Source organism: Methanomassiliicoccales archaeon (assembly GCA_026394375.1).
Taxonomy (GTDB): domain Archaea; phylum Thermoplasmatota; class Thermoplasmata; order Methanomassiliicoccales; family UBA472; genus JAJRAL01.
This window is the reverse complement of sequence record JAPKYJ010000022.1, coordinates 103,239-125,776: the sequence shown is the minus strand read 5'-3', so window position 1 is coordinate 125,776 and position 22,538 is coordinate 103,239. Positions and strand designations below refer to the sequence as shown.

Annotated in this window: 27 protein-coding genes and 4 tRNA genes; 9 read left to right on the top strand and 22 right to left on the bottom strand. The window is 58.5% G+C overall.

Annotation, left to right across the window (positions count from 1 at the left end; translation table 11 throughout):
- Nucleotides 1–100: 100 nt before the first annotated feature.
- The 5 genes from NT137_06300 (at nt 101) to NT137_06280 (ending at nt 5,462) form a co-directional block, all read left to right on the top strand.
- On the top strand, nt 101–1,129 hold the full coding sequence (locus tag NT137_06300; GenBank protein ID MCX6652945.1) for a homoserine dehydrogenase: 1,029 nt from the start codon (nt 101–103) through the stop codon (nt 1,127–1,129).
- 80 nt (nt 1,130–1,209) lie between these two features.
- On the top strand, nt 1,210–2,787 hold the full coding sequence (gene cimA, locus NT137_06295) for a citramalate synthase (GenBank protein MCX6652944.1): 1,578 nt from the start codon (nt 1,210–1,212) through the stop codon (nt 2,785–2,787).
- A 62-nt stretch (nt 2,788–2,849) separates the two neighbouring features.
- Nucleotides 2,850–3,791, top strand: a complete 942-nt coding sequence (locus NT137_06290) for a hypothetical protein (GenBank protein MCX6652943.1) — start codon at nt 2,850–2,852, stop codon at nt 3,789–3,791.
- Nucleotides 3,792–3,849: 58 nt separating this feature from the next.
- Nucleotides 3,850–4,350 carry a hypothetical protein gene (locus NT137_06285; GenBank protein ID MCX6652942.1) on the top strand — a complete coding sequence of 167 codons (501 nt, stop codon included), beginning with the start codon at nt 3,850–3,852 and terminating at the stop codon, nt 4,348–4,350.
- Nucleotides 4,347–5,462 (top strand): hypothetical protein, encoded by a 1,116-nt coding sequence (locus tag NT137_06280; GenBank protein MCX6652941.1) that lies wholly within the window; start codon nt 4,347–4,349, stop codon nt 5,460–5,462. Before NT137_06285 ends, NT137_06280 begins: the two co-directional genes overlap by 4 nt.
- 416 nt (nt 5,463–5,878) lie before the next feature.
- Here NT137_06280 and NT137_06275 read toward each other — a convergent pair whose 3' ends face one another.
- The 4 genes from NT137_06275 to NT137_06260 all read right to left on the bottom strand — a co-directional run bounded on the left by NT137_06275 (nt 5,879) and on the right by NT137_06260 (nt 7,963).
- On the bottom strand, nt 5,879–6,394 hold the full coding sequence (locus tag NT137_06275; protein MCX6652940.1) for a hypothetical protein: 516 nt from the start codon (nt 6,392–6,394) through the stop codon (nt 5,879–5,881).
- Nucleotides 6,395–6,768: 374 nt separating this feature from the next.
- Nucleotides 6,769–6,938 (bottom strand) — tRNA-Trp (locus NT137_06270).
- A gap of 184 nt (nt 6,939–7,122) precedes the next feature.
- Nucleotides 7,123–7,244: transfer RNA gene (locus NT137_06265), tRNA-Arg, on the bottom strand.
- 170 nt (nt 7,245–7,414) lie between these two features.
- Complete coding sequence (locus NT137_06260) at nt 7,415–7,963, bottom strand: hypothetical protein (protein MCX6652939.1); 549 nt, start codon at nt 7,961–7,963, stop codon at nt 7,415–7,417.
- Between the two features lie 119 nt (nt 7,964–8,082).
- Here NT137_06260 and NT137_06255 point away from each other — a divergent pair, with 119 nt between their 5' ends.
- The gene (locus NT137_06255; GenBank protein ID MCX6652938.1) at nt 8,083–8,652 is read left to right on the top strand and encodes a nitroreductase family protein; all 570 of its coding nucleotides are present in this window, start codon (nt 8,083–8,085) and stop codon (nt 8,650–8,652) included.
- Between the two features lie 6 nt (nt 8,653–8,658).
- On the opposite strand, the gene NT137_06250 is transcribed toward NT137_06255, so the two are convergent.
- The gene (locus NT137_06250) at nt 8,659–9,552 is read right to left on the bottom strand and encodes an amidohydrolase family protein (GenBank protein ID MCX6652937.1); all 894 of its coding nucleotides are present in this window, start codon (nt 9,550–9,552) and stop codon (nt 8,659–8,661) included.
- A 108-nt stretch (nt 9,553–9,660) separates the two neighbouring features.
- Between NT137_06250 and NT137_06245 the strand changes: the two genes are divergently transcribed.
- Entirely contained in the window at nt 9,661–9,984 is a 324-nt protein-coding gene (locus tag NT137_06245) for a non-heme iron oxygenase ferredoxin subunit (protein MCX6652936.1), read from the top strand.
- 32 nt (nt 9,985–10,016) lie between these two features.
- On the opposite strand, the gene NT137_06240 is transcribed toward NT137_06245, so the two are convergent.
- From NT137_06240 to NT137_06210, 7 genes are all read right to left on the bottom strand, one after another.
- Nucleotides 10,017–10,089, bottom strand: a tRNA-Ala gene (locus NT137_06240).
- A 58-nt stretch (nt 10,090–10,147) separates the two neighbouring features.
- Nucleotides 10,148–11,548, bottom strand: a complete 1,401-nt coding sequence (purF, locus tag NT137_06235) for an amidophosphoribosyltransferase (protein MCX6652935.1) — start codon at nt 11,546–11,548, stop codon at nt 10,148–10,150.
- Between the two features lie 16 nt (nt 11,549–11,564).
- Complete coding sequence (locus NT137_06230) at nt 11,565–11,732, bottom strand: 50S ribosomal protein L37e (GenBank protein MCX6652934.1); 168 nt, start codon at nt 11,730–11,732, stop codon at nt 11,565–11,567.
- A 12-nt stretch (nt 11,733–11,744) separates the two neighbouring features.
- On the bottom strand, nt 11,745–11,960 hold the full coding sequence (locus NT137_06225; protein MCX6652933.1) for a small nuclear ribonucleoprotein: 216 nt from the start codon (nt 11,958–11,960) through the stop codon (nt 11,745–11,747).
- A gap of 71 nt (nt 11,961–12,031) precedes the next feature.
- Nucleotides 12,032–13,153, bottom strand: a complete 1,122-nt coding sequence (locus tag NT137_06220; GenBank protein ID MCX6652932.1) for a YkgJ family cysteine cluster protein — start codon at nt 13,151–13,153, stop codon at nt 12,032–12,034.
- The gene (gene pyrC / locus NT137_06215; protein ID MCX6652931.1) at nt 13,128–14,405 is read right to left on the bottom strand and encodes a dihydroorotase; all 1,278 of its coding nucleotides are present in this window, start codon (nt 14,403–14,405) and stop codon (nt 13,128–13,130) included. Before pyrC ends, NT137_06220 begins: the two co-directional genes overlap by 26 nt.
- Nucleotides 14,406–14,409: 4 nt before the next feature.
- The gene (locus tag NT137_06210) at nt 14,410–15,153 is read right to left on the bottom strand and encodes a TIGR00296 family protein (protein ID MCX6652930.1); all 744 of its coding nucleotides are present in this window, start codon (nt 15,151–15,153) and stop codon (nt 14,410–14,412) included.
- A gap of 212 nt (nt 15,154–15,365) precedes the next feature.
- Here NT137_06210 and NT137_06205 point away from each other — a divergent pair, with 212 nt between their 5' ends.
- Nucleotides 15,366–15,920, top strand: a complete 555-nt coding sequence (locus NT137_06205; GenBank protein MCX6652929.1) for a CBS domain-containing protein — start codon at nt 15,366–15,368, stop codon at nt 15,918–15,920.
- Between the two features lie 52 nt (nt 15,921–15,972).
- Here the strand turns inward: NT137_06205 and NT137_06200 are convergent, their stop codons facing one another.
- The 10 genes from NT137_06200 to NT137_06155 all read right to left on the bottom strand — a co-directional run bounded on the left by NT137_06200 (nt 15,973) and on the right by NT137_06155 (nt 21,898).
- Nucleotides 15,973–16,227 carry a hypothetical protein gene (locus NT137_06200; protein ID MCX6652928.1) on the bottom strand — a complete coding sequence of 85 codons (255 nt, stop codon included), beginning with the start codon at nt 16,225–16,227 and terminating at the stop codon, nt 15,973–15,975.
- 1 nt (nt 16,228) lies between these two features.
- The gene (locus NT137_06195; protein ID MCX6652927.1) at nt 16,229–17,467 is read right to left on the bottom strand and encodes an ArsA family ATPase; all 1,239 of its coding nucleotides are present in this window, start codon (nt 17,465–17,467) and stop codon (nt 16,229–16,231) included.
- A gap of 118 nt (nt 17,468–17,585) precedes the next feature.
- Nucleotides 17,586–17,690: transfer RNA gene (locus tag NT137_06190), tRNA-Met, on the bottom strand.
- A 10-nt stretch (nt 17,691–17,700) separates the two neighbouring features.
- Nucleotides 17,701–18,489: a 30S ribosomal protein S3ae gene (locus NT137_06185; protein MCX6652926.1), complete on the bottom strand. Its 789-nt coding sequence runs from the start codon at nt 18,487–18,489 to the stop codon at nt 17,701–17,703.
- 359 nt (nt 18,490–18,848) lie between these two features.
- Nucleotides 18,849–19,130 carry a DUF749 family protein gene (locus NT137_06180; GenBank protein ID MCX6652925.1) on the bottom strand — a complete coding sequence of 94 codons (282 nt, stop codon included), beginning with the start codon at nt 19,128–19,130 and terminating at the stop codon, nt 18,849–18,851.
- Nucleotides 19,131–19,139: 9 nt separating this feature from the next.
- Entirely contained in the window at nt 19,140–19,991 is an 852-nt protein-coding gene (gene hdrB / locus NT137_06175; protein MCX6652924.1) for a CoB--CoM heterodisulfide reductase subunit B, read from the bottom strand.
- Nucleotides 19,991–20,512 (bottom strand): CoB--CoM heterodisulfide reductase subunit C, encoded by a 522-nt coding sequence (gene hdrC, locus NT137_06170; protein MCX6652923.1) that lies wholly within the window; start codon nt 20,510–20,512, stop codon nt 19,991–19,993. The genes hdrB and hdrC overlap by 1 nt, the downstream gene beginning before the upstream one ends.
- Nucleotides 20,513–20,600: 88 nt before the next feature.
- Nucleotides 20,601–21,407, bottom strand: coding sequence for a LysR family transcriptional regulator (locus tag NT137_06165; protein MCX6652922.1), 807 nt, complete (start codon nt 21,405–21,407; stop codon nt 20,601–20,603).
- 26 nt (nt 21,408–21,433) lie between these two features.
- On the bottom strand, nt 21,434–21,679 hold the full coding sequence (locus NT137_06160; protein MCX6652921.1) for an SRPBCC domain-containing protein: 246 nt from the start codon (nt 21,677–21,679) through the stop codon (nt 21,434–21,436).
- Nucleotides 21,680–21,709: 30 nt separating this feature from the next.
- Entirely contained in the window at nt 21,710–21,898 is a 189-nt protein-coding gene (locus NT137_06155) for a hypothetical protein (protein ID MCX6652920.1), read from the bottom strand.
- A gap of 172 nt (nt 21,899–22,070) precedes the next feature.
- Between NT137_06155 and NT137_06150 the strand changes: the two genes are divergently transcribed.
- Entirely contained in the window at nt 22,071–22,535 is a 465-nt protein-coding gene (locus tag NT137_06150; protein ID MCX6652919.1) for a hydrogenase maturation protease, read from the top strand.
- Nucleotides 22,536–22,538 lie beyond the last annotated feature (3 nt).

Sequence of the window (22,538 nt, the reverse complement as noted above, 5' to 3'; positions counted from 1 at the left end):
TCGGCAAGGTGAAGCAAAAGGCCGCCTTGGCTAGGGTGGACGATTTCCTGCGCCAGAGGACGCTTCAATCCGGCTTCCTGCTCATCAGCGGGCTGGGGGAATGAACATGGACGTGGTCATCGTCGGCTTCGGGACCGTGGGTCAGGGCGTGGCGGAGGTCATCGTCCGCAAGGCCCCGGCGCTCCATTCCGCATTCGGAGAGAAGCTCCGGTTGGTGGGGGTGTTCGATTCCTCCAGCTACGAGCTCAACGGGAAAGGGCTAGATCCTAGGGAGATGATCGTCCGCAAGGAGAAGCTGGGCAAGGTCGGACCGCGCCTCGAGGGACGTTCCGTGCCTGAGCTGCTGGCCGACTTCCACTACGACGTGATGGTGGAGGTGACCCCTACCAATATCCGAGATGGGGAGCCTGGGCTCTCTCACATGATGGCCGCCTTGACGTCCGGAAAGGACGTGGTGACGGCGAACAAAGGCCCCCTGGCGCTCAAGTTCAAGGAACTCTCCGCAGCGGCGAAGAAGAATGGTGCGCGCATGAGGTTCGAGGCCTCCGTAGGAGGGGCCACGCCCATCATCAATGTATCAAGAGACCTGCTGGTCGGGGAGAAGATACATTCCATCCGCGCCATCGTCAACGGCACCTGCAACTTCATCCTCAACCGCATGAAGGAGGAAGGGCTGCCGTTCGAACAGGCATTGCGCGAGGCTCAAGAGTTAGGATATGCGGAGAAGGACCCATCCTACGACATCGACGGCATCGATTCCGCAGCCAAGGCGGCGATATTGGCCAACGCCATCTTCGGAAGGGAGTGCACCTTCCACGATGTGAGGCGGGTAGGGATCCGAGGAGTCTCGCTGGAGGCGGTCTCCCTGGCGGCGGCGGAGAAGAAGGTCATCCGCCTGGTAGCGGAGGTATCCCCCACTCGATTGGAGGTATCGCCCCGACTGGTGCCGATAGGTCATCCCTTGGCCATCGGAGGCACGCTCAACATCTTCCAGCTGATGACCGATTTGGCCGGCGAAATGACCGTTGCCGGCAAAGGGGCGGGACGTCTAGAGACCGCCTCAGCGGTGCTGAGCGATCTGGCGGCGCTGATGAAGGAGAACTGCGTGGCCAAAGGTCGCGAGCTTTAAATACGAACGGTGTGTTATGCTGTGCCACACCACGGCAGGTATGGCCATGTCAAATAAATCTGAAAGAAGGGATTTATTTATTGGTCGATCGAGTTGAGATCTACGATACGACCTTGAGGGACGGAGCGCAGACCGAGGGTGTCTCTTTCTCGAACGAGGATAAGCTGGATGTCCTGGCTAGGTTAGATGCATTTGGCATAGATTTCGTGGAGGGGGGCTTCCCTGGCTCCAACCCCAAGGACAAGGCCTTCTTCAAAGCGGCGCAGAAGCTCGAGCTGACCAATTCCAAGTTGGTGAGCTTCGGTTCTACCAGGAAGGTAGGTTCCACTGCGGAGCATGATATCGCCATGAAGGCGCTCATCGACTCCGGGACGGAGTACGTGTGCGTCTTCGGGAAGACCTGGGACCTCCATGCCAAGATCGCGTTGGGAGTCCCGTTGAAGGAGAATCTTAGTATCATCGAGGACACGGTCTCCCACCTCGCTGGAAAGGGAAGGAAGGTCATCTTCGACGCCGAGCATTTCTTCGACGGATGGAAGAACAATCACGACTACGCGTTGGAAGCCGTCCACGTAGCGGAAAAGGCCGGGGCTCGATATCTGGTCCTCTGCGACACCAACGGCGGGAGCTTGCCTAATGAGGTGAGAAAGGCGGTGACCGAGGTGTCCAAGCAGTGCCATGTGGCGGTAGGTGTACACGCTCACAACGACGGAGAACTGGCGGTGGCCAATTCCCTGGCGGCCGTGGGAGCTGGCGCCGTCATGGTCCAGGGCACCATCAACGGCCTGGGGGAGCGCTGCGGCAACGCCAATCTCTGCTCCATCATCCCTGCCGTGTCGATCAAGATGGGCCGGAAGTCGTCAGTCAAGGACCTCTCACAACTGACCGCACTCTCCATTTTCGTAGGAGAGGTGGCCAACATCGTTCCCGATCTCCGCCTTCCGTACGTGGGCAGGAGCGCCTTCGCGCACAAAGGAGGCGTCCACGTCAGCGCAGTGCTCAAGGACCCCCGCACCTACGAGCACATAGAGCCATCGAAGGTGGGCAACGAGCGGCGCATCCTGATCTCGGAGCTCTCCGGCACCTCCAGCATCCTGGCCAAGGCCAAGGAGCTGGGAATCGAAGAAGAGAAGGACAAGGGCAAGTCCATCCTGGAGAAGCTCAAGCACATGGAGGCCATGGGCTACCAGTTCGAGGCGGCGGAGGCGAGCTTCGAGCTCCTGGTCCGCAGGCTGATAGGAGAGGATCACCGGCCCTTCAAACTGGAGGGTTTCAGGATCTTCGTGGATGTGTCGGGCGACACAATGCGCTCCGAGGCGAGCGTGAGGGTGGTGGACCCGAACGGGGTCATAGAGCACACCGCCTCCGACGGCAACGGTCCCGTGAACGCGCTGGACAAGGCGCTGCGCAAGGCATTGGAGCGATTCTACCCGGTGATAAGGGAGATCCGGCTCATCGACTACAAAGTGCGAGTCATAGACGCTAGCGCAGCTACGGAGGCGACGGTGCGGGTGCTCATCCGCTCTACCGATGGGGCTATGACCTGGACCACGGTGGGCGTCTCAAGCAACATCATCGAGGCGAGCCTGTTGGCGCTCATCGATTCCCTGGAGTACAAGCTCCTCAAGTCCGGGAACAGCTCCAACGGCAACAGATGATGCCCCCCATCCAAGGGCAAGGCAATTATGCTCGGGGCTGCGATATCAAGCAAGGTCGTAGCATGCCCTACTCAATGCGCCTCATCTCTCCCGAGGAGAAGGATGATCTTTGGCAACAATTGGAAAGCAGATTGCTCCATACCCGCAAGTCCGACATCTACGGCTGTTGCATCAAGCTGCTCACTGACGACGAAGGGCTGAAGCGTATTTGGGAGGACAACTTCTACGTCATGTCGGAGAACATCCGCTCTCATGGCCGGCTGGTGGCGGCGCACGATCCTACGAGGGGTACGGAAGTGCTCTACGAACCGCTCACTCGCACCGCCTTCGCCTTCAACCTCGACTACTACGGCTGGATCAAGAGCGTGGCCCTGGCCATCGCCGGGGACATCCTGGAGGATGAGCATTCGATCTACTCGGTGCACGGGGCCGCCATCGACCTGGAGGGAAGGGGCATCGCCATCATCGCTCCCTCCAAGACCGGCAAGACCACCCACTCCTGGGGTCTGCTTCGCCTTCCGGAGGCCAGGCTCATCACCGATGACTGGTTCTTCGTCCGACTCTCGGACAAGAGGCACCTGGTCTTCGGATCGGAGAAGAACTGCTATGTGGAAGGCAGCATAGCCGGAACATGGCCAGAGTTCAGACCCCTGGTGGACCAGGCGAAGCTGGATGGCCAGGAGCGGGGCGTAATGAACGTGAGATGGATCATCGGCAACACTGGCGTCCTGCCCATGACCTCTCTTCACACCGTCATCCTCCTGCACAGAGATGAGATAGAGAAGACGATGACCAGGAGCCTGGCCCCGAACGATGCTCTGGAGTATCTTGAACGCCACGATTTCTGCAACCCCCATCAGCTGGTGAGGGACGGACGCAAGCATGCACTGAGAGTGCGCTTCTTCGAGAACCTGTTGAAGAATGTGGACATTCACCTGGTGAACACCTGGGCTCCGCCCGAACGGGTCCAAGAAGAGATCTGCCTCATCCTTCAGACCAGATGAGAAGGCGGCAATCTATTTTACCGCAGGAGTCGATAGTGCTGGCCAAGGTGGAAGAGCATTGGCCAACGTCCTGATCACCCTGTATGGCAGGAGCACCTGGGGGCTGTTCAATTCAGTATGGAGTTCTATCAAAGAGCACAAGTTCCTTCCGGACCGGGTGCACATCCTCACCGCCGGCTGCGAAGCGAGCAGTGCTCACATCGCCAGCAGGATGGTCCAGATACTGCTCCAGGAGTATGGATCAAAGGCAGAGGTGCTCGAGCATACGGTGGACGATGAGGACGTGCGTCTGGTGGCCGAGCTCGTGGGCAGGATTGCCGGTGAGGAGAAGCGCCTAGGCAATAAGGTAGCGTTGGATGTCACCCCTGGCAAGAAAGTCCTGGTGCTAGGCTCGGTCTTCGCCGGACCTCCGCGGCAGCTCTTCGACCACATCTTCTATCTGCACATCGGTTCGCTCAAGAACGCCAACCGTGCCTACGTGGAGATCCCCCGGTCCCTGCAGCACTCGCACGACATCATGCTGGAAACGACCAAAGGGGAGAAGGAGGGGCAGGGATGAGCGAGATGACGGTCTCCAAGCCGTTTCTCATGGCGGTATTGAACGAGGCGCTCGGAAGCGGACGGTCGAACCTCGCAGTCTCCTCGGCCTTCCTTGATCTGGATCTGATGGGGGTTAACTTGAAGACCTCCTCCATCGAATGGGTCGTGGAGCGGGATCGATTCGACCGGGCGTACTCGGAGGTGCAGGCTCGGTTGGGGGAACCGATGCTGATCAAGGAGATTCCCAGCTACCCCGACCTCAAGGACGCCTTGCAAAGCTCGCTGCTCGTGCCTCCCGAGAATCTGGGGCAGATGATGAACGAGATCCGAGACATCGAGAAGAGGAGGCGGGGAAGCTCCCTCAACCCCAAACAGACGCTGGTGGCCATCGACACGAACCTGGCCTACCACCGATTGTTCAGTCGATTGCTGCTGTCCAGCGATGCCTGCGGTGTCCCGGACTATGATCCGTCCAAGGTCCAGATCATCCTGGAGAACCTGGTGGAGCTGGAGATTGCCGACCGCGTCAACCGCAAGTATCGCGATACGGATCTGGAGGTCCTGAAGAAGGCGTTCAAGAACCCCAAGCTGGCAGGGACGCTGGCGAACTGCCTGCTCAAGGATGGGCGCAAGGCCATGAACGCGCAGACCGAGATCCTGGCGATGAAAGGACGGTACGCGATCTGGGAGGTGGCGGGAGGTTCATGGAACGAGGACAAGGAGAAGCGCGACGGAGAGATACTGCGTTCGCTGGCGCATCATGCGCAAGAAGAGCGCGTAGAGCTGCTCTTCCTCACCGCCGACGACAAAGCCTCGGCCACTGCCCAGGCGGTCAAGGTCGGAAGCTTCGTTCTGCGCTATCCGCACGAACTTCCCCGTTCCATTCCATACGATCCCTGGCTCTTCGTGGAACTGCTCTATGACCTGGCTATCGTCTTCGGGATCATCTCCCTTCGTCCTCTTGGCATTCGTATCCATGGCGATTGGGCGGGGAAGACCGCGGACGACTACCATCAGGAGAAGGTCAAGCTGGCTTTCGAGGAGTCCTCATCCCTGGGGGAAACGCTGGCACGAGAACATCGGGTGCTGGATCGATTGAGCCGCGAATTCGATCTGAGTTCGCTCAAATGATGTCGAAATACATCCAGCACATTCTCTAATCCGGGTTCGTGCGCTAGAAGAATCAACAGTGAGGAGCCCCCGCAAAACTTGTAAATGGTGGGGAAGTTGGAGAAGGTCCACGGGGACTCCCCATTTGCCTATGATTCACCGGTTAATAAAAGGTTTTGCTTTGACGCCCGTTAATAGTGCGTCAATCGGAATCTGCCGATTCCTTCTGGAATGAACGTTGTTGTCCAGCATATCATAATCCGACAGACACGTCTTGACTAGGCGATCCCATAAGATTGCCTGCGATATCTGAATGGCATGCTATTGACTGCTTCCAAGCAGTTGAGCAATTCCACCGAGCAGTCGTTCTTGGCGAAGCGAGCGAGGACGACGCACTGAGAGAATCGGAGAGCGACCTGTGATCCATTCAAATTGCTTCACTTCGCGATTGAGAGGACCCCTCTCCTGAAGCACCGAATGAGAAGCACCGAAGCGACCATGGTCGAAACGATTCCGAGAACGTTTAGCATTCCTCCCAGGGCCCCCCATTGATACATTTCGGATGAGAAAACATGATGGCTTGCGAGGTACTGGTACGTCGCCACGTAGTACGCCGAAAGCACGCCTCCGCCCACAACCATTAACAGGGCTCCAGCAACCAAGAGCCTTCTCGACCAGGTAGCTACGCCGGACTGAGCCTTGAGGTTCATGAACAAGAATAAGGCCGCACCCAAAGCCAACAATGGCAACCCTAGGGGGCCGAGCGCCAGGAATAGATAACCCGCCTCCAGAGAAAGGCTCGGAAAGGAAACGTGGGTCCAGTGGGAGAGATAGGTGTACAACAGGAAAAAGAACTGGAGCAGCTCAAGCGCGGCCCCGATGACGATTAACGTAATCGGGATCCAGAGCTCCCTCGACCGCGCTTGCCATAACCCTTCCCTGGCACTCTGCACGTCAAATCCTCGTTTGAGGTATGCAGGCGCGTCACTGCAGATAAGCCCGTCGAAGCAGTGGATAATCCTGGAATTGCCTAGTTGTCAGTTGCATAGGCAGACAACATTATCTGTGCCGTGGGGAAGCGAGCCAGCATTGAGAGGGTATCGAACCACGACCTGCGCCGGACCTGCGGAAGGATGATGTACCACGCCAAGATGCCCTTGGAAGTGATCGCCAAGATATTCGGGCACTCCGACACGCGGACGACCCTCCGCTACTTGGGCTTGGACCACGACGATATGCGCCTCGCGATGGAGCAATATGCCAGGTATCAAAAAGGTGCATTTATACCCGAGGAGGTACAAATTCGACCTGAGCCAGTAAAGGAATGTGGGGGCACTGGGATTTGAACCCAGATCAGCGGGTTTCCACCACGTGGGGAGCTACCCCACGCGAATTAACGGGTCACCGCTCCAGTTAGTCATCACCGGTCAGCAAACCCGTTGCGATCACACCCAATTAACTGGAGCCCGCGAGGATACCGAATTACCCCATACCCCCGTGATTCAGAGTTAGCGCTTGCGCATCTTCTGGGCACGCTTCCGGCGACGCATCTTTTTCTTGCGCCACTTCCAGCGCTGCTTGCCTCGTTTCTTCCATGCGCGTGAGCTTCGCTTCATTATGCTGACTCCTACGTATTTGTGCCGAGATTCTGTCAGCACTTAAGTAACTTTGCCTCGGGAAGCGGGCCCGTCGGGATATCCGCCTTTTTGCCAAAGGATTCGAACCCGAGACATCTGGCTCACTGCCCCGTCCCGAAGGACAGGTTAGAAGGCCAGCGCTATATCCAGGCTAAGCCACGAGCCCGCTCGTCCCTCGATGCGTGTACCCTCATTTATAGGTTACAGGTTGACCGTCCGCGCCAGAGGACCTCAGGACCATGGACCGCCTGGAATCGCGAATAAGAAAACAGAATAAGGGAGTTCAAGAGGTTTCTGTCGAGAGCCAGACAGTCTGGAGTGTCTATCGCCCCAGGCCTATCCGACAACCGCAGACAGCGAACTGCTGGTGAAGAGCAGGACCGCCTCGACGAGGGCCAGCAGTCCGATGACGAAGAGCACCGGTCTCCAGCTCAGCAGCGCGCCGGCCACGTCCGCGAAGAACTCGGCCACTCCCAGCAAACCATAGATGATCGCCATCACCACCAGGGCGATGATGAGGATCACCAACGGTGACAACAGGCCGGTATGTAGCGACTTCTCCAGCAGGTACAGGCCCACGCCCGTCAGCAGTGCCCCGACCAGTGCTATGATCAATGCGACCTTCACCTTGCGGAAGACGCGCATGAAGAGCCCGAAGCCCAGCAGCCCCATTATCAATATGGTGGAGCCTGGCCTGCCTCCAGCAGCTACCAGGAGCAGAGCCTCAACGATCATCACGGCGCCCACAAAGAAGCCGAGGATGACAGCGATATTGTCGATCTTGGTCTTGGGATTCTTCCCTACGATAGCTATGACCAGAGCGATCAACCCTCCAAGCAGGAGCAACATCTCTGGCATGGGAGAGATGGTAAGGTCGAATGCCATGTGGACGAGTAACCCTTTCCGACTAATAATAACATTGGCCGGAAGATGGACCTCAGAGGCATGCGTGGACATCGCAAGGGTTATGCCCCGGAGGGTTCCATTCTCAAGCAGGGACGCAAATGGAAGTCATCGACGCAATTCATGCTCGTAGGGCCACGCGCACCATAGATTCGAGACCGGTGGAGGAAGAGAAGGTCGCAAGCCTGGTGGAGGCGATGCGATTGGCACCTTCATGCATCAACAGCCAACCTTGGAGAGTGGTCGTGTGCCGGGACCAGGAAGCGCTCGGCAAGGCGAAGACGGCTTTGTCGAAAGGCAACGTCTGGGGGACACCCGCTCCCGTCATCTTCGTCCTCGCCGCGAAGCTGGAAGAGGACTGCCACCTCTCCGACCACCGTGATTACTTCCTTTTCGGCTGCGGTCTGGCCGTGGGAGAGATGTTGCTTAGGGCGACTGAGCTAGGATTGATCGCCCACCCCATCGCTGGCTATGACCCACTGATACACAAGAAGGAGCTGGGCATTCCCGATGATCACGTGGTCATCACCACCATCATCATCGGCTATCCAGGAACGGACCGATCCCTGCTCTCGGACAAGCAGAAGGCCCAGGAGCTCGTTCGACCGGAAAGGAAGCCAGTAGGGGACAACTTCTTCGAAGGGAAGTGGGGCGTTCCGTTCGAAGGATAGGGCAATTCACAAACGAAGCAGACGGGCCATGGTACCGCCCATCACCCTTTCTATCTCTTCCGCAGACGACCACTTCTCCTCCCTCACGAAACGCACCCAGTAGGTGTAGGGATAGGCCATATCGAAGAGAGGCCAGTCGGACCCGAAGATGACCCGGCCGGGCATGCTCGCTATGGCCTCTTTTAGCCGAGATTTGCACATGTCTGGCTCGCTCGGCAGCCATCCCTGCAGGGCGGAGCAGTCCGCGTAGACGTTGGGAAAGAGCTTCGCCAACTCGTACGTTTCTGCCCGGAACTTGCCCCCCAGGTGCGCGATCACCAGTCGCAGCTCCGGATGCCGCTCCAGGACGTCCTTGAACAGGATGGGGTGGGTGTACTTGTCATCCAGCGGGCCCCAGCTCGCCCCTCCGTGCGTCACCACGATCAGATCGTTCTCCTCCACCAGTCTCCAAAAATATTCGATCCGTTCCTCGCTCGGAAGGTAGCCAGTGGCAGGGTATATCTTGACCCCTTTGGCATCGCAGTGCTTGACGTACTTGTTCACCAGTTCCTCCGCCCGTTTTCCTCTGGCCGGATCGATGCCGATGAAAGGGACCAACCGATCGCAGGCGTCGCGACAGCACTGGAAGACCCAATCGTTGTACGCCTCCACGCCCACTTCCGGCTCTTCCACCATGCCGAAGTCCAAGGGCAGTACCACCGACCGGTCGACCCCAGCGTCGTCCATGCATTCGATCAAAGTGGTGGCGTCGACCTGGGACATGGGCCAATCCTCCTCCCGATCCAGCTTCATGTCCAGCACCACACCGTCCAATGCCAGCAATGGTTCCAGATAGGCTCGCAATAGTGAGTTCGGAAGCATCTTCCGCTGCCAGACGTGCACATGGCCATCGATGATCATGCTGACCGGCCGAGAATCTTGTCGCCGCCCTATATACTTCTTGCCATGGCGCCTCTACGAAGGTAAGGAATAGGGCCTGCTCGCAACGCTTGATGTGAGTGTCTGACCGTGACCAAGGTGAAGACCGGCAAGATGAGCGACATACCGCCCAACCGCATGATAGCCGTGGATGTGCGGGACCGAAAGATACTGGTCGCGAATATTGACGGTGGGCTCTACGCCATGGACGGACTGTGCACGCATGCCGCCGGTCATCTGTGGGAAGGGAAGCTTGTTGGCACCACGGTCAAGTGCCCCAAGCACGGATCGGAGTTCGACGTGCGCACGGGCAAGGTGATCAAAGGTCCGTGGGTCCCGTTTGGGAAAGCCTTGGACCTGAGAACCTACGTGGTCAACGTGGAAGGCGATGAGATTTTCGTCAACATGATTTGAGGCGACGTCGCCGACCGAGAAGTGAGAAGAGGTGGACCGGGCGAGATTTGAACTCGCGGCCTCTACCATGCCAAGATAGCGATCTTCCGGCTGATCTACCGGCCCGTGTGGGTATCGCAAAAGCCGATGGCCTAATTAAACCTTTCTGACTTGAGCAGCGGCCTCAGACGTCCAGCTTCCTCTGGAAGCGCATCTTCTCGCCCGGAACATTGGATGGGTACTCGCCGGTCAAACAGGCCATGCAGAGGTCGCCTTCCGGCAATCCGAGAGCTCGCACCAGGCCCTGGACGGATGTATAGCCGACGCTGTCCGCGGTGATGAGACGGGCGATCTCCTCCGGGGTTCGATTGGTGGCCGCGAACTGCTCCCGGGTCTTCATGTCTATGCCATAGTAGCATGGAGCCCGGACCGGAGGGCAACCGATGCGCACGTGCACTTCCTTTGCACCGGCCCGCCTGGTCATCTGCACGATGCGCCTCATGGTCGTGCCCCGGACGATGGAGTCGTCCACGATGACCACGCGCTTGCCTCGGATGGTGGATCGGATGGGATTGAGCTTGAGCAGGACGCTCTCATCTCGCGCGGTCTGTTCCGGCATGATGAACGTCCTCTCCACGTAGCGGTTCTTCATGAACCCCTCTTCGTAGGGGAGGCCGGCGACCTCTGCGTAGCCCAGAGCATGGGCGCGACCAGAGTCCGGCACGGGCACCACCACATCGGCGTCGCATGGATGCTCCTCGGCCAGTATCTGACCTAGCCGCTTCCTCGAAGTGTACACCTCGAGCCCGTCGATGATCGAGTCCGGGCGGGCGAAGTACACCCACTCGAACATGCAGTGAGCCCGGTGCGGCATGGCCGGGATGGAATGCGATTGGAAGCCTTGCGGAGTGATCTCCACGATCTCGCCCGGCGCCACGTCCCTGATGAACTCTCCCTGGAGCACGTCAAAGACCGCGCTCTCGGAGGCCAGACCATAGCCGTCGCGCAGCCTGCCGATGCAGAGGGGCCTGAAGCCCAATGGGTCGCGCATACCGAAGACCCGCCCGCCGAACATGGCCGTGATCGAGTAGGCGCCGTCGATGATGCGCATGGTGTTCTTGATCGCCCGGATGGGATCTGGATTCTGGCTCAGCTCGTTCGCCATCAGGCGCACGATGATCTCCGAGTCGGTGGTGGTCAGGAACGCCCAGCCCTCGGCCTGCAGCTTGGCGCGCACCTTGTCGGCATTCACAATGTCGCCGTTGTGCGCCAAGGCCACTTCCCCTTGTAGAGTGGTGACGACGATGGGGGCGCAGTTCTCGGCACAGGAAGAACCGGTGGTAGAATAGCGCACATGACCGATGCCGCTGTTCCCTTTCATATTGCTCAATGAGGCGGGAGTGAGGACCTCGCGCACCAGGCCCATGCCCTTCAACGATCGAATCCGTACGTCGAAGACGGCGATGCCGGCGCTCTCCTGCCCGCGGTGCTGGAGGACGCGCAGCGATTTCCTGAGAAGCGGGACTACGTTAGTGGTCAGCGCCATACCGGCAACGCCGCAGAAATGTTTGGGCTTGTCGGTCACGGCCTTCCCTCATGCCTCAATGCGTCTTGGCCCAGTTGTACGATCTCCACTTGGCCGTCTTCCCGTAGCCGCAGGAGGCGCAGGCGCCCTTCCTGACGTTGTATGCGTGCTTGCCACAGCGGCGGCAAGGGATGTGAGTCTTCTTGCTGCCCATCTTACCCATCGCGGGTGTGCCCTTTCCCATGAATCCAACCCCTTATGGTGAAATGTAGATGACGTTGTCCCCGCGGACGATGGTGACCGGGAGCTTCCTCACGACCTCGTTGTTGATGAGTTCTTCAGCATTCTTGAGGACGACGTTCATATGCGGGTCGTACCCGTCTAGCACTCCTCGGTACTCCCGGTTGCCCTTGAGCTCCACGATGACCTGGCTATTGATCGCCTGGTTCAGTACCGCGAGAGGCTTTAGCATGTCCTGAATCACCAATCTGCGGGATAAATGCCTCAGTATTAAAGGCTTTTGTTCTCTGGATGCGCCTGACATCAAATGAATGCGCCGATCGTCGGTGCATCCAGGCGGTCCATGTCGTAGTAGATGATGCCCTCACGCACGCCATCGTATCTCAGCACTTCTCCTGCGACATGAGCGAGGAGCGAGCTCCTCCAAAGCAGGTCGACCGCGGCGGTGGCGATCGAGCCGTAGTAGACGTTGGGCAGGTGGTCCTCGTACCCTAGGTCGTCGAGGAGGTAGTAGGCGTGGCCGAGCATACTGTCCCTGCGATTCAGTATGCGCAGGTAGTCCAGGAAGAACTTCTTTCCCTCTCCCTCCGGCCTGAGAAGAGGCACTTTGAGGGGATCGATCCCTTGCGCTCTCTGCAGATCGCCTTCCTCCCCCATCACGTACAGGTCGAGCTCCCCATCCTGGCTCATGAAGATGTTCCATCCCCCTTGGGGATCGCAGTATACCGGCGAGGAGAAGGGGTCTTTGGAGTTGAGCGATTCCAGCGAGGTCTCCATGGCCGCCTGTCGCAATTCTTCCCAGCTATTCTCATCCCCCTGGAACGCAGCCGGAAGGGCCATCTCCTCATCCTCCACGGACATCTCCAGCATCCGACCCAGATAGAACGGATCGGCCAAATGCTCCATCTTCGCCTCCAGATCGGCCCTCAGTCGCTGCGGCTCTAGCTCCAGTTCGGCATCCTGGCAATTATTCCGGAACTGTTCGTAGATCTCACTGGAATCCTGCAGGCCGCGAGCGACGGTCGAGCGGTTCTCCTCCACCAGCCGCAGGCCTAAAAGGGTGGCATCCTCCCCTCGCTCCATCCAGACCCCCCGGCAAGAGAGGTCCAGTTCGACCTGTACCCTCTCCCCCAGGTAGACGTGGAACGGGAACTGCCGACAGTAGTGTGGGCGGTTGGGATAGACCGAGCATCTCCCTCCCTCCAAGAAAGTGCATGGACCTCCCCCTTTCTTCAGTGCCAGGGCGGTGTGCTTGTGCGGGGTCCGCCGGACCACCAATCTCTCAGGGAAGTGGTTCTTGAAGAAGGGGACTTCTGACGAGAGCAGTTCAGGTTGGCATAGGCAACATAGCTGGCACTGATCGACACAAACGAACTTCCTTCCCTGCAGTTCGGAAAGGTCAAGGGGTAGCTCGCGGTCTTGCAACAACCACATCCCTGCCTGTACGCTCGCCCACTATGGAGCAGTCCTCGGTGAGCAGCATGCCCCTCAAAAAGGTTGCCTTGGGGAATATCGCCTCCATCCCTTCGTAGGGGGTCCAGGCGCACTTGCTGTGCAGCCTGCGCTTGCTGATCTGACATACGTTTCGGGGATCGAACACCACCAGGTCGGCGTCGCGGCCCTCCTCGATCCTCCCCTTGTTCAGCCCAAATACTTCAGCCGGCCGCTCGCAGGCCGCGCGGACGAGAGCGCTCAATGGCAGAGTGTCCCTTTTCACGGACAACATCATCAATGGCAATGAGGTCTCCACCCCTGGCACCCCGGAAGGGGCGATGTCGAACTCCTGCTCCTTGTCCTCGATGGTGTGCGGTGCATGGTCGGAGGCCAGCATGTCCACCTGTCCTTGAGCGAAGGCCGCCAGAAGGGCTTTCTTCTCCTGCTTCGCCCGCAGGGGCGGATTGACCTTCAGATAGGCGTTCCGGCCACTGGAGGTGTCCAGGAGCATGTGATGGGTGGTGACCTCGCAGGTGAACCCCGCTGCCTTGGCCGCATCCAGACCGGCCTTCGATGTCACATGACATATGTTCACCTTGGCGCCCTTGGCCAGTTTGGAAAGGCGCTCGATGGCCGACACCTCCGCTTGGATCGGCCGGCGCTCATCGTGGTCCTTGAGGCTCCTCTCCTCCTTCTTCTCGATGAGGTGCTGGTCCTCGGCGTGCACGCTCACGACCTTGCCTAGCTTCATGGCCGTTTCCAGCACGCGAGCGATGTCCCGGTCCTCCGCCAGCAGGATATCCCCAGTGGTAGAGGACATGAATACCTTGAACCCCACCACCTCCAACCCTATGCGGAGCAGGTTGGAGGATCCGGTGCATCCTCCGAACAGGCCGTAGTCCACCCAAGCCTTGTGCCTGGCGATCGATTTCTTTTCCAGCAGGTCCTCCCTTTGAACCGTGGGCGGCGAGGTGTTCGGCATGTCGAAAATGCAGGTCACCCCTCCGCAAGCGGCGGACGCGGTACCGGTGGAGAAGTCCTCCTTCTTGGTCAGGCCCGGATCGCGCATATGCGTGTGCACATCGATCGCTCCTGGAAGGATGATCATGTCGTTGTAGTCGATGCGCTTGTCCCCGCCCCGAATGAACTTCTTCACCTTGACGATCTTGCCATCGTCGATGCCGATGCTCAATGGTTCCAGCTTGCCCTTGTAGTATGCTCGGCCCTCAATGACCAGGTCCATCGTATCACTTGAGCTCCTTGCGCATTGTCTTGCCCCGAGGGACTTCCTCAGTGAATATCTCCGCCTGGAAACCATAGACCTTGGAGCGCTTGTCCAGCCAACAGTCCGGGGTCAGGCCGGCCTTGACGCAGGTCTGGGCCAGGAAGGTCTCTGCGTCCCAGCCCCATTCCGAGGCCACCTGAGGCAGGAGCAGGCCACGGAAGTAGCCCATCTCCACGATGAGCCCGTCCCGTCCCACCTGCACCTTCGACGGAAGCTCCTTCCTGCTCTCCACCTTTATCTCCTCCGGTACGGTAAGGATGCTCACCTCTACTATGATATGCTCGAGCTCCTCTCTCCTCAGGTAAGGGAAACGGGGATCGTGGCAAGCACCTTGGGCCGCCTTGATCAATGCCTTCCCGAGCGAGAACACGGGTTCAGGATATCCAATACAGCCGCGAAGGTCCATCTGAGGATGGGTGTGGATAGTGACGAACACCCCCCGCTTCTGGCGGAAACTATCCGGGGCATCCAACCGCCCAGGTTCCTCATCGCTCGCCTCCGCTTCGATCGTCTTCCGCGCGATCCCGACCGCCGTCTCGCCCTCGCTATCGTTCATTGGGACCAACTTCGTCCAGCTATAGACCAGATTGCGGCCCGCCGGACGAGCTAGGCCGCCATCGACGCAGTGAAGTAGATTCGGGGAGGACAGTTTTAAAGGTTCGGATAGAACGTGCGCCAGCCCCAGGCCGTGCTTCACCTTGTGCATCTTGGGTGCTCTAGCAATCCCCGGGAGCCCCTTCGCAACTGAATCGCCCTCAAGAGCTGTGTAATGGTAGAATATTCCCCGGTACTGTAATTTATCCTTTGCCCCTCGGATGCGGTTTTCGGTTCTGATGCCCCATATCTCTCTTTGGACAATGATGCCAGTATCCCGTTAAGACAGAAAAGACTTAAGCCAGGGCGTCGCTAGTGACAACCATGAGAGAGAAGGCCAAGGACATCTACGTTGAGGAGGTCATGACCAAGGCCCCCAAGACCGGGAGGCCGGAGATGAGCGCTCAGGCCGCCGCCAAGCTGATGCGGGAGGAGAAGGTGGGCAGCCTGGTTATCATCGAGGACGGCTCCGCCGTCGGCATCCTGACGGAGAAGGACCTCATGGAGAAGATCGTGGCCGAGGGCAAGGGCCCAGCCAAGGTCAAGGTGCAGAACGTGATGTCCAGCCCTGTGGTCACCGTCGGACCGAAGGAGAGCGTGGCCGCCGCCGCTAAGAAGATGTCCAGCATGAAACTGCGTCGTCTGCCGGTGGTGGAGCGAGGGCGGCTGATCGGCATTCTCACGGAGAACGATATTCTAAGACTCTCTCCCGCGCTCATCGAGCTCACCCGGGAATACGCCCGCCTGGGAGCCTGCGGTCCGATCGGGGGCGCGCCCTCCTTCAAACCAGGATATTGCGAAAACTGCGGTGCCTACTCGGAAGAGCTCATGCTCCAGGACGGCGAGATGCTCTGCCGCGACTGTCGTGAGCAGAGGTGAGCGGTGGAAGATAGCTAAGGCTTCAAATAGCCACTAGTAAGAGCTATGGAAATCACTCAACTTTGATCTTCTTCAGACCGCCCGAAGAGCCCTTGGACCCTCCTTCCTCATAACCCTCTAGCTTGGCGTCTATGAGAGCGCGCACCATGAGCAGTATCTCCTTCTTGGCCGCTATGGCGTGCTCCTTGGCCTCCTCAGGCATCTTGCTCTTGGGGATCAGGGTGTCAAGGGCTATGGCCAGTTCGGTGCCCGCCTTGAACAGGTGCATTTGCGTATCCTTGGAGAGCATATGGTCCATCGAGCCCATGCTAGTTCTCCTCCTCCCCATCGGGGAGTCCTCCTCTGGCTTTTTTCTTTCTCCGGACTTTCTCTTTGCCGCCATGATTCTCGCCCCCTTCGAACCTGATCAGCAGGCGACCATCCTTGAACTCCGCTTTGGTGGCCTCTTTCTTGCCCAGGGTATATGGCAAGGTCACCGAGCGCTTGTACCAGCCTACCTGCACTATTAATGTATCGTTCGTCTTATATAATTCTACCTGCTCCTTTTGGCTGAATGGTAGTTTGATGGACAGCGTGTCCACGCCGTCGTCCTCGTAGATCGCCATGGCCTTTTCGGTGGAGTACACGACCGTCGGGTCAGTGTCCCCGAACAGCATGTCCGCCAGCTTCTCCAGGCTCGCCCGTCCCACCAGCTCCGTGTTGAACTGGGTGGCCTTCAGCATCTTCAAGGGGCTGAAGCTCTCCTCGATGACCTTCATGTAGAACTTCTGCTCCTCCAGCTTCTCTTTGAAATAGCCCCCCGTATCTTCCTCTGGAAGCAATCGATTGATGATCAACGCCTCCACGGTCAGATTGTAGAGGCTAAGGTAAGTGAACGCACGCTTGGTCTCGTTGATTACCATGCGCTCTGGATTCACCACTAGACGCACGCTGGTGATCTTCGGATCATCGAGGATGTTCTTCACCATCTTCAGTCGCTGGCGTATCTCATCGATGTCATTGAAAAGGTCATCGGAGGGCAAGGGGGCGCTCATCACCCTGCCCACCGTGGCCCGGGCCAGCTTGATTGTGTTCTTGAGCACTCGGTACATCTTGTCGAAGTACCAGTCGGATATGTCCGGGAAGGACAGCAGGCGCAGCGTCTCGCCCGTCGGGGCCGTGTCGAGGATGACCACGTCGTACTGCTTCGTCTGGTGATACTCCCATATGTAGAACAGGGCGGAGAGCAGTTCCATGCCCGGCCAGACCGCCATCTCTTTGGCTGTAACGCCTTCTATGCCCTGGGAGGAAAGGAAATCGGCTAGGTACTTGTCGATCTCCTTCCATCGGTGCTCCATTTCGTACAAGACATCGACCTCGAGCGCATCCAGGTTGGGCGCGATGTTCTTCGGTTGACCGGTCAGGGCGATCTCCAGGGAGTCTGCCAGCGAGTGAGCCTGGTCCGTGCTGATGGCGATGGTACGATAGCCGAGCTCGGCGGCCCGGAGAGCGGTGGCAGCGGCAACAGAGGTCTTTCCCACTCCGCCCTTACCAGTGTAGATGATCACGCGGATGATAGCACCAACCCGTGATGACGGGCGAGCCCCTACAAATAGGATGCGGGTTGAGTTCGAGCCCGTTCAGAACCGATCATCAAGCTAGTGGCTGAGAAACGAAGAGGGTAGGTGCCGGGGACGGGGTTCGAACCCGTGACCTTCGGATTTCCCTGGATGGGGTCTGGTCGACGAATCCCTATGAGTCCGACGCTCCACCAGGCTGAGCCACCCCGGCGCCGTGAGTCTCACTGCTCGCCGGTTTCCTCTTTCTCCTCTTCCAGTTCTTCTTCCTCGGAGACCTCTTCCTCGGTCTTGGCGATCTCCTCGGTCTCCTCTGGCTGCGGGACCTTCGGCACGGCTCCCTCGCCCTCGATGGGTTTGGGCTCCTCGGCCGGAACCTCGATGATGCTCTGGTCCTGCGCCGACCGGCTGCCCATCTCCAGCACCTCGGTCTTGCGGATCTCCACGCGCTTGATGGGGACGATGACCTTGGACACGGTGGACAGCCTCTTGGCCAGATCTCCGGAGATGACGGCCTTCACGAGTTCGGAGATGGTCATGTCCGCTCCGATCTTCTGCATCTCGTTGGTCATGAGGTTGCGCACGGCCGTCTCCTGCGACGCCTGGATGCGCTTGTCCGTGATGCTCATGGGTTTGATCCGGACCTTGTAGCCGTCCTTGGTGACGACGTCGATGACATGGTCGGTCTTGGTCTTCTTGCGCCTGGTGAGGCGGCGGATGTAGTCGCTGGTGAGGTCCTGGCCGACGAAGATGGTGTGGGCCTCGAACCCGCGAACGTCATCGACCTTGAACTTCAGCTTGACGTGCATCTTGGAGAAATCGCCCGTCAGGTCGTGGACCGTGACCTCGGTCATCCTTCCGATGAGGCTGGCGGCATCCGCGCTAGGTGTCTCTCCCAGGAGGGCCTGGTTGAACATCATCGGGGCGTGGATCTTGTACCACTCTTTTGCCTTCCACCTGTCCTTGACCTTGCGCGCCGTGGTCTTGGGCGCCGCCTTCTTCTTCTCAGCCAAATGAATTGCCTCCGTGTCTCAGGCACATTCGGAAACTCATCTACCTATTAAAGCTTTATCTGAGCAGGCCCGGGCCATTGTTCCTGCAATTCCCCACTTGCCAGATTCCCAGGCGCTCGCGTCGATGATTCCCGCCTCTTGACGACCGATGATGATTCTGAGATACTAGAAGGTATGTGCGAGAACCATGATGTTCCAGGCTACCCTGGCTCTGCGGACCGAGCATGTGGTCAGGACCAAGTGAAGCGCTGCATCTGCTTGACGCCCAATGCCCGATGATATCATCGGTCAAGTAAAGGAAACAACGCGAAATGAGATTGGGTCGAAGCAGAATTGGCGAGGGGGAAAGAGACAGTGGGCTACTTCCTGTGTCCTTTCAGCACCCTTTCCAAGGACCGACGGGATACTGGATTCAGTTCGCACTCCTGCTGCTTCAGGCGCTCCTCCAACTCCTCCACCGATCGCAGGGATTCAAGGAATGCGACGACATAGGAGGATGTGCCTTCGACCTGCAGCGCGGCGAACCGGTCGTTGAGCTTCAGCTCCCTCCGCTCGTGTTTCGCCTGGATATTGAGAAAAGGGCGCAGCTCCTCCGGTGTCTCCGCTACCGCGTACACGCCGACGAGCTGCGCTTTGTACAAGTCCAGTCCTCAGAGGTTGAACTTGACCTCGTGCGCTTCCAGGCCCAGCGATTCCCTCGGCATCCCGAAGGCCATGCCATAGAGCTGGGACAGGTGGATGACCGGAATGTCGAAGCCGGGCAGGTCTTTCTGTGATCTATCGTACTGCAAGTGGCAGAACGGGCACACATCGATGATCATCTGGCCGCCGACCTTCTTGATATTCTCCAGTTTCTCTTCGGTCATCTTGAGCGCGGTGGCGGAGTTGCGGGAGCGCACGCCGCCTCCAGCGCCGCAGCACATGATCTTGTCCTTGTAGTTGATGCTCTTGGCGCCCGTGGCCTCGACGAGGTCATCCAAGATGTGTGGCCTCTCTGAGTCATCCAGGTGCTTGACCCTCGAGGGTTTGATGAAGTGGCAGCCGTAGTGGACGGCCACGTTATAGTTCAAGGGGTTCTTCACCTGGGCTTTGATCTTCTCAATGCCGATGTCCTTGTATAAGACCTCGGCGAAGTGCCGGACCTTCGCGGTGCCGTTGTACTTCATGCCCACCTTGGCCAGGATCTCGTTGACCTCCTTGAGCTTCTCCGGGTGGTGCTGCACCACGTAGTTCGCCTCGAAGAGCGATCCGTAGCAGCCGTTGCAGATGGTCATGATGTCCGCGCCCTTCTTCTCGGCCAGGACGAGGTTTCTTGCCGCGAGCGCCAACCAGGTCGCCTGGTCGAATGAGCGAATGACGCCTGGAGCGGGGCAGCAGCCTGCGCCGTCTAGTTCCACCAGCTCGACGTCCAGAGCCTTGAAGACGTCGCGGGTGGCCTTCTCGATGCCCGGGTACCTATACGGTGCGACGCACCCCAGGAACAACGCGAATTTGGCGGACATCACTTCTTCCCTCCCTTCATGATCTTGTCAAAGCCAGTGGTCTCCATCACCTTGCGGAACTCCTCCATGGCCTTCTTGTCCGCCACGGTGGTCGGGGGCTCGGCTGGCAATCCCATCTTCACCCTCATCTTCTTCATGTCGTCCGGGAAAGGCACGGTGGAGCCGATCTTCATCATGGTCTCGCCGATCTTCTTGTGCTGCTCGGACATGAATCCCTCGCGCACGGCTATGTTCCTCAAAATGAACATGAGGTCGGTGATCTCCACCTCACGCGGACAGCGCTCCACGCACTGGTAGCAGGTGGTGCACATCCACAGCTCCTCAGTGGGCAGTATCTCATCCTTCAGGCCCAGCTGGGCCCTCCTGATCAACTGCCTGGTCCTGAACGCCGTCAGCCTTCCGGACGGGCAGGAAGCAGTACAGGTCCCGCACTGGTAGCAGGCCATCAAGGTCTCGCCACCAGGCCAACCTTTCTGAATCATCTTCGCGAACTCGGGATTGGGCTCCACGATCTTGGCCATAGGTCTACACCTGAGCCTTGAAAGGCAGGGGCGTTATTTAAATGTGTAACACGAGACCACCGTAGTATTACCTAAAATAGTAATACTATCATCCCAGCCGCTCTTTTCTCAGCTCTCGAAGGAGCCATTCGACCTCGGGGGATGTTCTCCCGAACAACGCCAGTATCCTGTGCTTGAGGAGCACCGGATCGGTGGCGCTGGTGAGCTTGAGCCCCTTTCTCAGGGCCAAGCTCTCGTTGATGAAGAAGCTCCGGTTCCCGCGCATGAGGGAGCCGATCGAGCGTGCTGTTCCCTCCACGGAGTATTTGAAACCAATGGAGTCAAGATGCCGGAATCCGATCCGCTGGGCACCATATCTGAAACGGACGAAGGCGGGGCCGCGGTCCACGTGCAGCAAGCGGTCCTCGGCCACCTCCTCGAACTGCACATCCTCCATCTCGTAGGCGGCCAATGGGTCGTCGAGAAGGACGACATCCATCATTCCTGCCCTATAGTCCTTAAGGTTGCGCCCGTCGTCGGAGATAATGAGATCATAGTTCGCCTCGTTGTCAAGGCGGGAGAGGACGTTCAACAGCAGTTCCTCCGTGACCATCGTTCCGCCCACGACCACCGACCCGCCCGTTCTCATGCGTTCCAGAAGGGCCGAATATTCACGCGCCAGCAGCAGGCCGTCCTGATTCAGCTTCGTGCCCGAGGACGAAGTGGTCAGCAGCTTGGTGCGGCACTTGGCCTCGATCTGCGCCAGGTAGCGATGAACCACCGGAACCGCCAGATGGAGTCTCTCCGCCGCCTTGCGCTGGCTGCCCTCCTTGTAAACGGCGAAGAGCACCTCAAGCTGATGAGGGGTCAGGGCAACCCCATTTACCCTTAATGATACAACCGGTTCCACATCCACGGAGACGAATCTGTTCTTGTCCTATTTTATGCATGCTTCTTGAAGCCTTTCCTCTTCTCCGATCCGAAGTAGCGGTTCAACCGATTCCAGTAGTGCTCGTGCCAGCCCTGGTCGTAATCATCCGCTTGCTCTTCCGGCACCTGCGAATGCATCATCACCAGTTCCGTGCCTTCCGGGTTGGCTTTGAGGCCTATCTCCAGCCTGGAAGACGGATAGCCCTCGGGCCACTCGGAGGTGGACCATTCCTGCACAATCCTCTTCCCCCGCTCCAATTCAATGTTCTTGGCGGTGATGTACCCGCCTCAGGCGATGAACTCGCCGCCCACCTCGGAGCTTCCGCTCGCCTCGTCCCCAGTGAACGCGGCATGCTTCTTCGGGTCCATGAGAGCATCGTACACCTCCCCCGGGTTGCGTTGATGATCACTTTCTGCCTGATCGTCCTGGTCTTGCGTGACATTCAAGGGTGTACTTTGGACGTTCCAGTATTTCATGGATACCTTGACCCCCCATTTATTGCATCGTAGGCTCCCAAGACAAGGCGTTTGAAGTTCTTCCGCTTCCTGAAACGATGGGATTTGAGAAGAATGACCCTCATCCAGAATCGTCCCTTACGGTCCATCGCCTCAAAAGGCTTTTATTCCCTGCCTTCTTCCTCCTGCCGATATGACAGAGAAGCGCGACCACCTGGTCATCGGTATCGGCAGCCCGGTCATCAGCGACGACGCCATCGGCATCCGCGTGGCCGAGGCGATAATGTCGATGAACCTGCCCAACGTCGACGTGGAAGAGGCGAGCATCAGCGGCTTGGACCTGATCGAGGTCATGCTCGACTACAAGCGCGTGGTGGTTGTGGATGCTATAGTCACCAGGGAGAACGAGCCTGGTACGGTGATGGTTCTCACTCCCGATGACATCTCTTCGACGGTCCACGGGGTCAACCCCCACGAAACCAATATCGCCACCGCCCTGGAGCTAGGAAGAACGCTCGAACCGCAGCGCTTCCCCAAGGAGATCTTCTTCGTGGCCATCGAGGCGCTGAACACCTACGACATCAGCGAGGAGATGACGCCGCCCGTCAAGGCGGCCCTTCCCGTGGCGGTCAAGAAGGTCCTGGAACTCCTGGAGTGATGG